This window comes from Domibacillus sp. F004 (assembly GCF_057814295.1).
Genome location: NZ_JBVATB010000009.1, coordinates 20,526 through 35,056 on the forward strand (window position 1 = coordinate 20,526; position 14,531 = coordinate 35,056).

12 protein-coding genes and 2 pseudogenes are annotated in these 14,531 nt (G+C 36.1%); 10 read left to right on the forward strand and 4 right to left on the reverse strand.

Annotation, left to right across the window (positions count from 1 at the left end):
* Positions 1-29: 29 nt before the first annotated feature.
* The 4 genes and pseudogenes from phnW (at position 30) to ACZYRN_RS17485 (ending at position 4,496) form a co-directional block, all read left to right on the forward strand.
* Positions 30-1,123 (forward strand): annotated as a pseudogene (phnW, locus tag ACZYRN_RS17470) (2-aminoethylphosphonate--pyruvate transaminase).
* Positions 1,120-1,935: a phosphonoacetaldehyde hydrolase gene (gene phnX / locus ACZYRN_RS17475; protein WP_488912899.1), complete on the forward strand. Its 816-nt coding sequence runs from the start codon at positions 1,120-1,122 to the stop codon at positions 1,933-1,935. The pseudogene phnW and the gene phnX overlap by 4 nt, the downstream one beginning before the upstream one ends.
* An 833-nt stretch (positions 1,936-2,768) precedes the next feature.
* Positions 2,769-2,942, forward strand: coding sequence for a hypothetical protein (locus ACZYRN_RS17480; protein WP_488912900.1), 174 nt, complete (start codon positions 2,769-2,771; stop codon positions 2,940-2,942).
* A gap of 186 nt (positions 2,943-3,128) precedes the next feature.
* Positions 3,129-4,496 carry a TrkH family potassium uptake protein gene (locus tag ACZYRN_RS17485; protein ID WP_488912901.1) on the forward strand — a complete coding sequence of 456 codons (1,368 nt, stop codon included), beginning with the start codon at positions 3,129-3,131 and terminating at the stop codon, positions 4,494-4,496.
* 160 nt (positions 4,497-4,656) lie between these two features.
* On the opposite strand, the gene ACZYRN_RS17490 is transcribed toward ACZYRN_RS17485, so the two are convergent.
* Positions 4,657-4,866, reverse strand: a complete 210-nt coding sequence (locus ACZYRN_RS17490) for a hypothetical protein (RefSeq protein ID WP_488912902.1) — start codon at positions 4,864-4,866, stop codon at positions 4,657-4,659.
* Positions 4,867-5,246: 380 nt separating this feature from the next.
* Positions 5,247-6,671, reverse strand: coding sequence for a Na+/H+ antiporter NhaC family protein (locus ACZYRN_RS17495; RefSeq protein WP_488912903.1), 1,425 nt, complete (start codon positions 6,669-6,671; stop codon positions 5,247-5,249).
* A gap of 326 nt (positions 6,672-6,997) precedes the next feature.
* On the opposite strand from ACZYRN_RS17495, the pseudogene ACZYRN_RS17500 reads away from it, so the two are divergent.
* Positions 6,998-7,188, forward strand: a pseudogene (locus tag ACZYRN_RS17500) (IS6 family transposase); the annotation flags it as partial.
* Between the two features lie 1,257 nt (positions 7,189-8,445).
* A complete protein-coding gene (locus ACZYRN_RS17505; RefSeq protein ID WP_488912904.1) occupies positions 8,446-8,661 on the forward strand; it encodes a hypothetical protein in 216 nt (71 codons plus the stop codon).
* 6 nt (positions 8,662-8,667) lie between these two features.
* Here the strand turns inward: ACZYRN_RS17505 and sda are convergent, their stop codons facing one another.
* Positions 8,668-8,799 carry a sporulation histidine kinase inhibitor Sda gene (gene sda, locus ACZYRN_RS17510; RefSeq protein ID WP_488912928.1) on the reverse strand — a complete coding sequence of 44 codons (132 nt, stop codon included), beginning with the start codon at positions 8,797-8,799 and terminating at the stop codon, positions 8,668-8,670.
* 474 nt (positions 8,800-9,273) lie between these two features.
* On the opposite strand from sda, the gene ACZYRN_RS17515 reads away from it, so the two are divergent.
* The gene (locus ACZYRN_RS17515; RefSeq protein WP_488912905.1) at positions 9,274-9,729 is read left to right on the forward strand and encodes a hypothetical protein; all 456 of its coding nucleotides are present in this window, start codon (positions 9,274-9,276) and stop codon (positions 9,727-9,729) included.
* A gap of 297 nt (positions 9,730-10,026) precedes the next feature.
* On the opposite strand, the gene ACZYRN_RS17520 is transcribed toward ACZYRN_RS17515, so the two are convergent.
* A complete protein-coding gene (locus tag ACZYRN_RS17520; protein WP_488912906.1) occupies positions 10,027-10,431 on the reverse strand; it encodes a hypothetical protein in 405 nt (134 codons plus the stop codon).
* 421 nt (positions 10,432-10,852) lie between these two features.
* On the opposite strand from ACZYRN_RS17520, the gene ACZYRN_RS17525 reads away from it, so the two are divergent.
* From ACZYRN_RS17525 to mobL, 3 genes are all read left to right on the forward strand, one after another.
* Positions 10,853-11,254 (forward strand): hypothetical protein, encoded by a 402-nt coding sequence (locus tag ACZYRN_RS17525; protein ID WP_488912907.1) that lies wholly within the window; start codon positions 10,853-10,855, stop codon positions 11,252-11,254.
* Positions 11,255-12,096: 842 nt separating this feature from the next.
* Positions 12,097-13,569 carry a serine hydrolase domain-containing protein gene (locus ACZYRN_RS17530; RefSeq protein ID WP_488912908.1) on the forward strand — a complete coding sequence of 491 codons (1,473 nt, stop codon included), beginning with the start codon at positions 12,097-12,099 and terminating at the stop codon, positions 13,567-13,569.
* A gap of 421 nt (positions 13,570-13,990) precedes the next feature.
* Positions 13,991-14,194 (forward strand): relaxase MobL, encoded by a 204-nt coding sequence (gene mobL / locus ACZYRN_RS17535; protein WP_488912929.1) that lies wholly within the window; start codon positions 13,991-13,993, stop codon positions 14,192-14,194.
* Positions 14,195-14,531: the final 337 nt, after the last annotated feature.

Sequence of the window (14,531 nt, forward strand, 5' to 3'; positions counted from 1 at the left end):
ATCATAGATGAAGGAGAATAAAGAGAACTATGGTTCACTACAAACTTTTAACACCAGGGCCTTTGACGACGACAAGCAGTGTGAAAGAGGAAATGCTGTTAGACCGTTGTACTTGGGATAATGACTATAAAACTATTACGCAAAAAATAAGAGCTAGCTTCTTGAATTGGCAGGAGCTGACCAGGAAGAATATACAGCTGTACTCATGCAAGGAAGTGGTACGTTTGCTGTTGAAGCTGTGATGAATTCTACTATTTCGAATCAAGATAAGGTTTTAATTATAACGAACGGTGCATATGGAGAAAGAGTTGTAAAAGTAGCCCAATACATTGGACTAGCATTTAGCCAATATAGTGTAGCTTACAATGAACGTCCAAATGAAGAAGAAATTAGGAATATTTTAATAGAGAATCCAGACATTACGCATATGGTCATGGTTCATTGTGAAACAACAACAGGCATATTAAATCCAATTGAGATGATTTCGAAACTATCAAAGGAATTTAGGAAAACGTTAATCATTGATGCCATGAGCAGTTTTGGTGGAATGGAGATTAATGTTCCTAAACTAGAGATTGATTATTTAATAAGCAGTGCCAATAAATGCATTCAAGGGGTTCCTGGGTTTGCTTTTGTTATTGCTAGATTAGAGAAGCTAATAGCTTGTGAAGGAAATTCTCGCAGTTTGTCACTAGATTTATATGATCAGTGGAAGGAAATGAACAAGGATGGGAAATGGCGCTACACTTCTCCGACACATGTAGTGGCTGCGTTTTCTAAAGCTCTTGATGAATTAGATGAAGAAGGAGGCATTCCAGCGAGATTTTCCCGTTATCAGAATAATAATCGAATTTTAAGAGAGAGAATGAAAAAAGTAGGGTTTCAAGCCTATTTATCAGAAGAAAAACAATCTGCTATTATTCTAGCCTTTCGTTTTCCGAATGACCACTTTAACTTTGAGCACTTTTATACATTTGTTAAGGAGAGAGGCTATGTACTTTATCCGGGGAAATTGACGAATGAAAGTACATTTCGAATCGGAAATATTGGGGAGATTTATGAAGAAGATATTGAAGAATTATTCCATATTATAGAAACTTACATGGGAGTGGAGAAAAAATGAACAAATTAGAAGGAGTTATTTTTGATTGGGCCGGTACAACGGTCGATTTTGGTTGCTTTGCACCAGTAAATGTGTTTATTGATATTTTTAAACATGCAGGGATTGAAGTGACAATGGCAGAGGCAAGAGAACCAATGGGAATGTTGAAAATTGACCATATCCGTGCGATGCTGTCCATGCCTAGAATCTCGACAAAATGGGAAGAAAAATACAAAAGGCCCTTTAATGAACAAGATGTAGAGAATCTATATGCTGAATTTGAACCTGCACTCATGTCTTCCTTAATCGAGTATACAGATCCCATTCCAGAGGTTGTGGAGACTGTGCAAACATTAAGAAGCCAAGGATTGAAAATTGGTTCAACAACAGGATATACACAAACCATGATGGATGTTGTGATTCCGAATGCCTTGAAAAAAGGCTATGGTCCAGATTTTTATATTACACCTGATGGAACCAATTCGTTTGGAAGACCGTATCCTTATATGATTTATCGCAATATGGAAGCATTAGAATTATCTGCATCATGGAAGGTAGTAAAAGTAGGAGATACGGCCTCAGATATAAAAGAGGCGGTTAATGCAGGTGTTTGGGCAGTAGGTGTCGTGATCGGCAGCTCTGAAATGGGACTAAGTTTAGATGAATTTCATGCTCTATCCGAAGAGGATCAAGAAAAAGTGATTTCTCAAACAGAAGAATCCTTTTTACAAAATGGGGCGGATTTTACCATCAAATCGATGAGCGAACTGCCACAATTAATCGAAAGAATCAATCACCTTATTTCAGAAGGAAAAAGACCTTATGCTAAATAAGCTAAGATAGTTAACGTCAAAGGTTATAGTCGTTAGGAAAATGATTACTCAGTATTGGGCAACCGAGAGCAAACCTTTATTACTGGTTTGGCTCTTTTTTTATTTCTCAATAGAATTTCTTTTACTATCATCCCTTTGAGAATGATACATTGCAATGGCTTGGTTCAATTTCTGTTGATTAACTTTAGGTCTTTCACCTTTACACCCATAAGCACGGGCTGTCTTTAGGACAGTTATCGTTCGTTCACGTTATTCCAGAAAAGGGCGCTTTTCTGGAATAAGGAAGCGTCTATTCTCTATTTAACGGGGATTTGCTTTTTGGAAAATCCCTTAATCCACCTTTTCGAGGGGATGGGCAAAAACACCCAATATATAGAAGAACGAAGGTAAAATCTATCAACAGTTCAGAACATTTTTTGTTAAAAATTGTGGCAAAGCACTTATACATTTAGTATAGCTTACCAAGTGGAAAGCTTAGAAAATGGACAGGTCACCTCTTCAAAAAAATACATCGTATGCACTTTACCTGTAGATAACGAAGAAGTAATACAAACAGCGATATCTATACTTGAAACAATAGAAGATAATTAAGATATACCTTTCACAAGTACGTTTATTTACATTTGGAGATTTTTTAATAATTTATTCAATTAAATGGTTTCTGTCTAAAATCCAACTCTAACTTAATGCGATATAATACTATTTCGAATCATTCAAAAGACCACTAATTGATGCTCTTCTTCTTTAACCATGTCCGATATAAAAAAGATGGGAAATTAACTTGATCTTGTTATAATACATATCAAGAAGAATAAATAATGAAGGTGGATAATATGGAGGAGACATATAGGTATGTTGTCAAAGCTGTTGGAAAAGGTGGGGAAACGTATTATACCCAATTTACAGATAAACAAGATTTAAAGAAGTGGATAAAAGTCCATCAAGATAAATTATTAATGAATGAGTTAAAAATAGTTGATAAGAATAGACCTCGAATCTTAAACTGATTGAACTTTAAAATATAATAATCCAAATAATGCCATTCTGATTAGAGTGGCGTTATTTGGATTATTATGAAGATTAAATCACTGAAATGAGTGAAGTTTTACATGATGAGTTAATACATCGGAAAAGATAAAACTATGTACATTATCATTTAAAGAATCTTTATTAAAGTTAGGGGATACACACCAATGGATACAGGATTCAAAAAAGATAAAAAAATTGGACATTTGAAGTGGATAAGATTCAATCCTGCACAAATATTGTCCATTGGATTTCTATGCCTTATCTTCATCGGAACTTTTTTGCTTATGTTACCCATTGCCACAAAAGACAGGCATCATCTTTCTTTTATCGATGCCTTATTTGAAGCAACATCTGCGGTATGTGTCACGGGATTAGTCGTAGTAGATACCGCAACTACATTTACTGTGTTCGGTCAAACGGTATTAATGGTTTTAATACAAGTTGGTGGATTGGGTTTTATGACTTTTGGAATACTCATTGCCATATTTCTCGGAAAGAACATTGGCTTAAAAGGAAGACTAATGATACAGGAGTCCTTAAATCAACTTTCGTTAGAAGGTATAGTGAGACTTGTCAAATTTGTTGTGGGATTCACCTTTTTGATGGAAGGAATCGGTGCAGTGATCTTATCCATTCGTTGGGCAAAGGAATTTGGATTTCCGCAATCAATATACTATGGCATCTTTCATTCTATTTCCGCCTTTAATAATGCGGGTTTTGATCTGATGGGTGAGTTTCGAAGTGTGACTGGTTATGTAGGAGATTTCACTATAGTGATGACGCTCAGTTCATTATTTATTATTGGGGGAATCGGATACATAGTCGTTATAGATATTATGAAAAAAAAATCGTTGAGAAAACTTTCCCTACATACAAAATTGGTGCTATGGACGACATTGATTTTGAATGTTTTGGGTACGCTTTTTATATTCATATTGGAATACAACAACCCCGGAACATTGGGAGGATTATCTTTAAAAGATAAAATGTTAGGAGCTTATTTTCACGGAGTAGTTCCCAGAACGGCAGGCTTTAACACGTTGAATATGCCTGAGCTAACATTGAGTTCCCAGTTTGTTACGATGCTGCTTATGTTTATCGGTGGGGGTTCGGGCGGTACAGCTGGTGGAATTAAAGTGACCACGTTTGCCCTTATCCTACTCGCTGTTTGGAGCGTAATAAGAGGGAAAGAAGAAGTCAACATAATGAGAAGACGTTTGCCAAAAGACTTAATATATAGAGCCTTTGCCATTGTCGTATACTCTATGGGCATTGTCCTTTTGATTTTGTTCATTTTGACCCTTACAGAAGACGCTCCTTTGAATGTGCTTTTATTTGAAGTTATCTCAGCTTTTGGAACTGTCGGCATGTCGTTGGGATTGACCCCAGAATTAAGTGAAGTAGGTAAAGTGGTCATTGCCATTCTTATGTTTATTGGCAGGGTAGGACCATTGACATTAGCCTTTGCATTGGCTAAAAAACATGAAAAACAGCCATTTAAATATGTGGAGGAAAAAATTACAATAGGATAAAGTTTTCCCTTCAGCTTATTAAGTAGCAGAATTATTAACTAGAGTATCTATAGATAACACTCCTTGTGGGTGTTTTTTTGAATGTAACTCTTTACATAAGTGTGTTACCTATTATCGTTTAACAGAGCCAAAGAAAAAAGCCCATCATCACTGGTGGACTTTAGGGATTGCTTTCTATTTTTACAATCCTTTGTTCTAGACGTTCAATCTCTTTGGGTAAGATCGCTAAAAGTTGATAATATAGTGCGGCATCCGAAGGAATAGAGGGATAAATGGTATTCATTGATTCAATGCCATTATCTTTAAGTATTGTGTAACGCTGACGGGTTTCGATTAATGAGTTTGTTAAATTTTCAAATAGAGTTGCCATTATTATTCCTCCAAGTAAACAACTGAGGATTCTATACCCTCTTTATTTATATACAAAACATTTTTAAGGTAAAAAAATTTATTCAACTAATGGGTGCTGATATTCCCAGTAGCCGCTGGTTTAGGGAGCCCAGCTGCAGGAGCCGGAGGAAGCGGGTACCACATGTTCATGGCTAGCAGCTTTTATTTAAATATGAGGGAAATTGGAACCATCACCTATTTTATCCTTGCTGTTGTCATTACTCATGAAAATGTTACGATAATAATAAAGAGGAAGCTGAAGGCGGTGCAGGGATCGAACTGTATAAACAAAAACTCCTGCTATCGAATCAATAGCGGGAGTTTTTATATGAATCTTCAGCAAGTGTGCCGGCAGCTTTTTCAAGAAACGAAAAAGCTGCTTACAACAAATAATACAGCTGCTATTACTCCTCCAATAGCCGAGACCTTCAATTTATAGCGGGCATAGTCAACAAGGTCCATATCCAAAATGGAGGCAGTCGTAATGGTCGTGTCACCAAGAGGGGAGGTGATTGCCCCGAATGCGCCGCTTGCAAAGACAGCGCCGACTGTTAAAGGAATGGATGCATCCGTTGAAACAGCCAGTGTAATTCCCAATGGCATAAACAGTCCCCAGGTTCCCCAAGAGCTTCCAATAAAATAACCGACGATAGAACCAAGCACAAAAATGGTAGCAGGAGTCAGGAAAGCAGGCAGAAAGCTTCCAAGTGAGTCGCCGATAAACACGGAAAAACCAAGATCCTCAGCAGCCAGTGTTAATGCCCAAATGAGAATGAGCAGGCTGATTGCTTCCATCATTTGATTGCCGCCATCGTAAAAATGATAGAGAATTTCATTCATCTTCACGCGTCTGATTATGTAAAAAATAAACGTTAATACGAGAGTAATAAAAACAGCCAGCAGCATCACAAATGTAGCATCCGCCATTGAAAAGGCTTCAAAAATGGTGTTAGCTCCTTGTGTCATACCGTCTTGCCATAACAGATAGAGTGAAAGTGCCAGCAGCAAAAATACCGGGAAAATCAAATGCCATGGCTGCGCTTTAACGAGAGATAATTCTTTCTTAATCCCCATCCGGTGAAACTCATGTTCTTTTTCTTCAAGGTCTGAATGGATTTCCTTATTGCTGCCGCCCGTCCTTTTATGCGGCCAAAATGTCTGCGCAATCCCAATAAGCAGCATAACGATCGCATAAAAGTTAAACAAAATACTTAATAAGAACACTTCATAAGGGGACATGCCAAGGTTAAGGCCACTGATTCCACCCTCAACCAAAGAAACCATAAATCCGACAAAAGCCGTCGCAACCGGCAGAAGTACGATGACAGACTCAGTAGAAATATCGAGTGTCATCCCTACTTTTTGCTTGGAGAGGTGCATTTTTTTAATTAAGGATTTAATAATCGGCCCAATCATCATAATCCGAAACATCGGCATCATGAACGTAAAAGGGATGGTAATCCAAATAAAGACCAGAAGGCTCCTTTCCGTTTTAATTCTTGTACCAGCCCACTCCGAAAAACCTTTAATTCCGCCTGCAATATTCATCATTCCAACGAGACCGCTAAATAAATATAAAAACCCAATGATTTTGATAGTTGTTTCATCTGAGAGGGTTGTAACAATGTAAGAAACAGATTGCTCAATACCAGCTAGCAATCCGCCTGACACGATTATGGAACCAATGAGAATGCCTGCCACAAGACCGGGCAGGATATTTTTAAGCCAGATAGACATCGCGATGACGATCATAAATGGAATAATAGAAAGCCATGTTTGATCCAAAATTTCCCTCCTCCATTGAACATGCCATTACTGAATTAGTATAGCCAGCGGAGTGAGCTCCATTCATAAAATCTCGTTAGGTCATGGTTAGCTAAGCAGGCACCTAAATTAAATTTCCCTCATGTATTCCCCGCGTTCTTAATAAAGTGATCATAGAAGCAAGCAGCCGGTAAAATAGCGTGAATCATTTTTAGCTTACTCTTTCATGCCCTGTATGGCATTTTCGGCAAATGGTATTCCTCTCCAAATAAAAAGCATTCATACATATTATCTATGGAGGAGGAGATGGATGATCTTTTTTCGAATGAAACAAGAAAAACCCCTGAAATATAGTAGAACAAGATCACCGTTTCATTAAGAAACGTGTGCGCTCTATGTTGGGGTTCAAGTCGTATATTATATATGGAGTGGCATTGAAGCGATGCATATGATAAAAAAAGGGCAGGTTCACCAAGGAGTGAAGTCTGCCCAAAGTGAAGTTGAATTCATACATAAGTTGTTCGAGATAGCATCATAACTCGCAAGTTAGCGGGTAATAGAGGTTCTATCTTTTTATCAAATTATTTTCGCACCAGAACCCTTTACTTTTACTATTTAACGCTTGTGTGGCTAGGCAGTGCTGCTTTGATAATTGCTTCAATAGACAAATTTTAAAATTACTCCCTATAGAAGAACTTGAAAAAATAATAGACGAAGCTGTAAATTTACTGTCATTTTCATTAATTTGTGCGTACGATGGAAAGAAAATGTCAGACTATCTCCGAACACTTTTGTTGGAAACTCATCCTTATATTCTAACAGAGAATGAATTCATCGTTTCCGAGCAATACCATCTATAGGAAAAGGAGGATGCATGACATGACGAGGCTTCTTTTTAAACTCGCAAAGTGAGAAAAGAAAGCCGACTTACGTACGCGAACATTGAAAAAATACATAGTAAAACGAACGTCTTGACCGGACAGCCGGAACAGGGCGTTTTTTTATGCAGAATTTCATTTATACATCTTTGTGCAATTGTCATAACTCAAAAGTAGTAATTAACATTATTGCGATTATATAATCTAAAACCAATCTCACCTTTATCTTATCTTTGTATTTCATTGGTAAAGTAGAAGGAGTCTTTCCGATCGTCAATAGGTTGTTTTCAACTGTTTTTTTTCTTTGTTCGAATGGCTAACACGATCCAAGACAACACGCCCATGAGGTAGACAGGTAAGACAAAAATCGTCATTACCTTTATACAAGTCGATCCAGTTAGCCCGCCAAGAGGGAAAAGTGGGTCTATGGCCATTATGCAATAACCAATCACAGAACTAACAGCTAACGTTAAAAAGATTTTATAATGCTTTTTCTTGTGGGCTAAATAGAGCAAAGGAACAAATATCAGCAAATAGAGTAGCGAAGATAAAAAAATATAAATATAAGTCAATGTACGACCTCTTTTTTGAGTTATTTTAGTTGAGTAGAAGTGATTCACTCGTGCTTCTTCTTTTTCTTTTTAGGTGTATGAGCAAGTATAGCGGTTAAGATGATCGCCATCGCAAAAGCAAAGAAGATGAAGAGTGTAGTGTTGATGAAGTGAGTATAAATCCAATCATACAAAAAAATCGCCTCATTTTTTCTATAGTATGCACTAGAAAATGGAGGCTATTAGTTCTAAATATATCCAAAAAATTAAGAAACGTTTGGACAACCCATCTAATTCATATAATTCTAATAGGAATACATCTGATTTGATGATATAATTTTCATCAGTATAAAAGGGAGGATAGAAATGGGAGAGGAGAATATATACGACACGTTGCCAGTTCATGAATTAGTTGGATTTTATTACCTAATCAAAAAAGAGATCAAAAGAGGCGTTTTGTCTCAGGCTATGTATCAGGAAATCAAATTGATCAAACAAGCAGCGAATCGAAAAGGCTTCTTTTTAGATTATTCATATAAAAAAGGATTACTGATAGTCAAAATTGAACAACAAATAAAATAAGCCCTTTTATGTTTTTTTAGGGCTAGAAAGATTTCTATTTTGGATTTCTTTTTGTAGGATAGAAATAAATTCTTTATCTAAACGAAGCTCAAGAGCATTGTGGTGTGCCTTCAGTAACGTTTTATCTGTGATGTGCATCAATTCGTATCTTCTCCTTGTAGACTAAGTTTTTACACTATTACCACAGTGTGATTACTGTAAAACATAGAAGATCATCCATCCGACTTCATCGGGTGTTTTTTTGCATATTCCATTCATCCAAAACAGCCGAACAATATGCACGTTTTCTGTACCAGTGAGGAAGGAAACAGGGCTGAAAAGGCTGATTTGTGGCGAATGTATAGGACTTGCATATCGTGAAATGGGGGCATTGTTCAAAACATTGATGCATCAAGGGTTGTACGGGGATACCTTTTTTATAACATATCCGCTCGGTTATTATCAGAAGCGAAGATGGCTCATACAACAGCCATCGCAGTTAATGGATCGTCAGAAATAAAATGAAAAGCAATAAAAAGTGGAAAAAATAATCTTTTAACTATCCATTGGACACATCTTTTCGTAACCAAAACATATATATCATTTTGTGTGTTTTCAAAGGAGGAGTGCAATATGGGTGATTATTCTGAAGGCGAAGAGTATTATTCTAAAAGTGGCAAGCATCAGTCTAAGGGCGATAAGCATGAGAAAGGGTGTGAATGTGGGTGCTTAGAAGGTCTGAAAGAACGTTTAAAGGATAGCAGAGGGGAATTTGTAGGGATTTACGAAAAAAACGGTCACGCTGTTTTTGGGAAATTAGCAAAAGTCGATGATAACGTGGTTAAAATAGTAGGAATACCTTATTTTATTCCCCAACCTTTAAAAATGTGGGCTTTGGGTAACTGTGATATGATTCAAGAAGCTGATGTTTATTTTATATCCCTATGTTCTATCACAGAATTTGCCATAGATCCTGAATTCCCAGATCCCGCCGATATATGTAATGGAGCGCCTTCGCCTGCGCCTTCAGCTGACGGTAATAACACTGCTTGGGTTACTGGGGCTAAAAAACCATCAGCAGATGACTAAACATAAATTAACTTTGTAAGGTAAGAAAGATAGCATCATATAAGAGGAACGGTTCTGTGTATTTGATGAAGAATAAGGGGCGGGCAACCGCTTCTTTTTTTGTGGAGGGAAACACATATTCTAGCTTATAAAAAGTCGAATTGTATGATTTATTCAGTTTTCTGCATGGAGTTGTTGTATGAAAATGCAGATTGAATGTTGTGGTGAGATTTAGGCTTGAATGACGATGCATCTATCCTCTTTTCATTACCAAAACATATTTTTGTAAAGCCAAAAGAGCCAAGTTTCCGAATAAACTTAGTTTCCCATCCATTTTTCACAATAGTCCTCATACCATTCTAGCGCCGTTTCTAATATGTCAGGGTATTTTTCTGATGCTTGCAAAAGAAAAAAAACATCTGCTAATTCACTAAATTGATTAAACTCTTCAATGGTAATCGGCTTATCAAAATAATAAACTTCTTTCCGTTCTCTGACTTCTTCCCTTTTGTCGTAATATTCTTTAATAACAATAAAAGAATCATCTTTTTTGCCAAGGTGATAATGAATCCACTCATTTATATTTTTAATGTATACTTTTTTAAATTTTTTTTGAATGTCCTCGTATGCAAAATGAATTCCCCGAGGATAACCTTTTTTCCCCTTATAACCAAGCTTCTCAATAGTTGCTTCCCAATCAATTAAAATCATTTCTTTGCTCATTTCAATTCCTCTCCTAATTTTCCATTATAGCATATTAAATCGATTCCTTTTTATTTTTCAATGGTTATAGGGTATTCACTATTCAATTTCATGTATAAGGAACGTGTAAGAAGGTGCAAATGGACTGCATACAGGAAGATTTACAAAGGGCGATCTTGGAGTTTGTTGTTCATTATGTCGGGGAACTATTATCTGTGTATATAAATTACAGGAGGATAAGGTGATGATTGCGTATAAAACGGCAGTGGGTTTCCGCTATGATGACGAAAAAACAAGGCGTTTTATTCAGATTTAATCCTTTCAGTATATAATTCGACATTATGTGATAATAAAGTGCCTACTTTATTATCTGAAAATTAGGATATACAATGTCTGTAGTACCAATCCAAGTAAGAAATAACAAATTATAGGAGTGTTAATCATGACTGAAGTATTGAGCCAAACACCAGGAATCCAAATCTTTAAAGCAGCAGATTTAGACAAAACGTTTCCAAAACTAGATGTAGGTACAATCCTTGGCCAACCAGGAGTAAACAGCAAAATCGTTGATGTACCAGTAACGGAAACATCAAATCCACTTACAATCGGCTTCTTTTCAATGCAGCCAGGAGAATCATTTGATTTCTTATATGATGTGGTAGAATACAAAGTTGTAACAAAAGGAAAATTTGTCATCCGTGACAAAGAAGGCAATCGTTACGAAGCAGAAGCAGGAGACGTCATCCTGTTCTCACCAGACTTCCCAGTTGTGTTTGATGGTGAAAGTGATGGAGAAGCGATCTATTCGAAACATGCGGCTGCTCTTCCAGCGTTTATGAAATAAAATTATAGAGAGAACATTTAGGCAGTTTGTGTCCGACTTTCATAGGGGCATGGACTGTCTATTTTTTATAGTGCAGTTGGGTTCCGCGTACTTAAAAGCTAGACTAAAACAAAAAAAAGAGGGGCTTACTCAGCTGAGTAAACCCCTTAAAAGAGTGGATTCATCCCGTCTATACAGGGTGATATAGTCCTGTACACAAGAGATGAATCTCATGACTGTTTATAGAATAACACATCTTTTCCATTCGGGTATCCGCTTATTTACTCAAATACTTGTTACTGATTATCTCGAAGGACAGGTATATATACATATGACAGGGCAACAAGGAGGACACGCTTCTCACAGCCAGTAAGCACCCTTCGCATGTCCGCAGTTGCCATGCTGTGATTCCTCTCCCTCCACTACTGTCCAGTTTCCACCTCCCTTTATAAAAGTATAGTGAAATGAATGAAATTGTAAAAGTAATCTTGAAAAATAAAGAATGAAATCACCAGATCATATCGTTTATCATTCATCCTCTTCTGTTTATCAACTAAAATAAGGAGAAAAAAAGGTTGTCAGCATGTTACGCTGACAACCTTAAAAAATCTATGTTTTTAAAAGCTTTGCGTTAATGGCAACAATAATTGTATAGAGTGGTATATAAACCGCGAGCAAATTTATTAAGGATTTCAAATAGATTTTGCAAGGAGTAACAGGTTGTTAACTTACCAAAACCTTAACAAAACTTGTAAGGTTTCTATGCTAATCTATTATTAGATGGTTTCCAACTTTAACTATTAAAATATACTTTTTTTGTTAGAGAGGGGGTTTTAAAAACATGAAGGGGGTATTTATTGCGTATGAAAATAGTTAGATTAGCAAGTAAACGCATTCTGATTGTTTTCTTATTGTTAGCGATCTTCATCAATGGAGGCAATGCAACAGCAGCAAATTGTAATGATTTAGAAGTTTCCAAGATTGATCAATTCATGAATCATGAAATCGAAAGACTGAACATTCCCGGTGCTTCGCTGGCAATTGTAAAGGATGACCAAGTTCAATACTTAAAAGGATATGGTATTTCGAAACCAGATGGAAAAGAAATGACATTGCAAACGCCAGTTGTTCTTGGATCAACCAGTAAATCATTTACAGCACTTGCTATCATGCAGTTAGTGGAACAAGGAAAAATTAGCTTAGAAGCTCCCATACAATCTTATATACCTTGGTTTCAAATTGCAGATAAAAAGGCATCTGAAAAAATTACCATTCAGCACTTACTGAATCAAACAAGCGGTCTTTCTACATATGATGGTCAAGTAGCTATATCACAAGGGGATCAAACATTAAAAGAACTTATACAAAGCTTGGCAAATACAGAATTGACATACCCTGTTGGGGATCAATATCAATATTCGAATTTAAATTATGGCATTTTAGGTTTAGTCGTCGAGGAAGTTACGAATCTATCGTATAAAGAGTATATAAATGAATATATATTCAAACCACTTGAAATGAACAATAGCTATGCTGATCCTAAAGATGATATAAATCATACAATTGCAGTTGGATATCAAACGGTATTTGGATTTAAAATGCCAACAAAGCAATTAAACCATGAAGGAAATGTTCCTTTTGGTTACCTTATTTCAAGTGCGGAAGATATGGCAAATTACATGATTGCACAATTGAATCAGGGAGAATTTAAAGGGGAAAGTATTTTATCAGCGAATGCAATGAACACAATGCATCATCCATCAGCACCCGTGGGGAATGATACCTACTATGCGATGGGATGGGAAGTGATGAATGAAGAAATCTACCATAATGGATGGACAGAAAACACATACTCAAAAGTTGTGTTAGATGGGGAGTATGGCATCAGCCTGCAGATCAATTCAATGGATTATTTCAATCTTAATGAATATGAGGCCATCATTAGTGGGATAAACAAGCTGGTTCATAATGAAGAACCTTCTATATCAGATAGCAATCCATTTATGAAATATATCATTTTTGATTTGATTTTGCTGGCAATCATTGCTTTAATTTTTTGGTCAGTCTACAGAATTTTCAAACCTAAAAACCGTAAAGTTACAATCATCCGTATGAATCTGAATAGGTTGACGATATTAGTCTTTCATTTTCTGCTACCATTGATTATTTTATTTGGATTCCCTAAATTATTTGGGCCTTTGTCTACGGTAACATTATTTGCTCCAGGAATAGGGCATATGTTATTTTTAATCCCTTTGCTCCTTTTAATAGTGGGAGTCGTTAAATTAGGTAAAGTAATAATACTAAGATTAAAGAACAATACTTTGGATACATAAGCTGAAAAACCGTGATTTATTTTATAAATCCCCTCTTCCATATTGGAATTTTTGAATTCTTCATTTGTTTAGTGTAAGGTCTTTCATCAGTTTACTGAAATGATGGGAGGCCTTTTCTTCCATATTGGCAGTCATATGAGCGTAAATGTTCATTTTTTGTTTCTATTTTTGAATTAATGGATCTATCCCAAGGGAGGCTGTATAAGACCATTTTCCATTATGTCGTTTCCGTATATATGCCATGTTACAATTCTCCTTTTTTTCTTTTTTAACCGATTATTGTATGTCATTTCACAATTAGATCTTTTTTGCCTGGGAAATACCAAACAAAACAGCTGATGCTGGTGAGTTATTTCAAAAAGATGCCCATAGTTTTCAAAAAGTCGCATTTTAGAAGAGTAAACAAGCAACGATAAATGAAATATTCAAACGTGAAAAGAGACTTGAATTGAGTATTTGGGCAACAACTATTCACTACCATACTGACAACATTCATAGTCATAGGGTAACAGTAACAGTACAACAAAGTCATTTTAGAGAACGAGGCAAGTGTGAGCAAAAATCAATCGATTCCACGAAATCAAGGATGATTCAATTGCTCATGGATCGCAGCCATGAGAACTAATTATCGAACAAATTTATCCATAATAAGGAAATAAGCGCATAGAATCAAAAAACAACGTGCTTTTCAACAGCTAAAGCGTGAGCAAGAGTACAAGATAACAAAAAGGACCATGTTTTTATGAGGATTATCATTTTTATGTTATTTTCTTAACTTGATGGCTATGAGGGTAGCCTTTTATTGTTGTTTTGAAATTAATCATTGTAGCGGAATTTTAATCAATTTTAATTATACTAAAATAACAAATATATTGGCGTTTCTATGTGTATTTAGAAGCGAAAGATCAATGAGCCCCTTCTGTTGATCGTTGTTAGAACGAATTGGTGCTAATCCGATAATG

Bases quoted from the DNA above. Each gene is read 5' to 3' on its own strand.
- phnX (WP_488912899.1), top strand. From the start codon at position 1,120: ATGAACAAATTAGAAGGAGTTATTTTTGATTGGGCCGGTACAACGGTC.
- ACZYRN_RS17480 (WP_488912900.1), top strand. From the start codon at position 2,769: ATGGAGGAGACATATAGGTATGTTGTCAAAGCTGTTGGAAAAGGTGGG.
- ACZYRN_RS17485 (WP_488912901.1), top strand. From the start codon at position 3,129: ATGGATACAGGATTCAAAAAAGATAAAAAAATTGGACATTTGAAGTGG.
- ACZYRN_RS17490 (WP_488912902.1), bottom strand. From the start codon at position 4,866: ATGGCAACTCTATTTGAAAATTTAACAAACTCATTAATCGAAACCCGT.
- ACZYRN_RS17505 (WP_488912904.1), top strand. From the start codon at position 8,446: ATGGGAGAGGAGAATATATACGACACGTTGCCAGTTCATGAATTAGTT.
- sda (WP_488912928.1), bottom strand. From the start codon at position 8,799: ATGCACATCACAGATAAAACGTTACTGAAGGCACACCACAATGCTCTT.
- ACZYRN_RS17515 (WP_488912905.1), top strand. From the start codon at position 9,274: ATGGGTGATTATTCTGAAGGCGAAGAGTATTATTCTAAAAGTGGCAAG.
- ACZYRN_RS17520 (WP_488912906.1), bottom strand. From the start codon at position 10,431: ATGAGCAAAGAAATGATTTTAATTGATTGGGAAGCAACTATTGAGAAG.
- ACZYRN_RS17525 (WP_488912907.1), top strand. From the start codon at position 10,853: ATGACTGAAGTATTGAGCCAAACACCAGGAATCCAAATCTTTAAAGCA.
- ACZYRN_RS17530 (WP_488912908.1), top strand. From the start codon at position 12,097: ATGAAAATAGTTAGATTAGCAAGTAAACGCATTCTGATTGTTTTCTTA.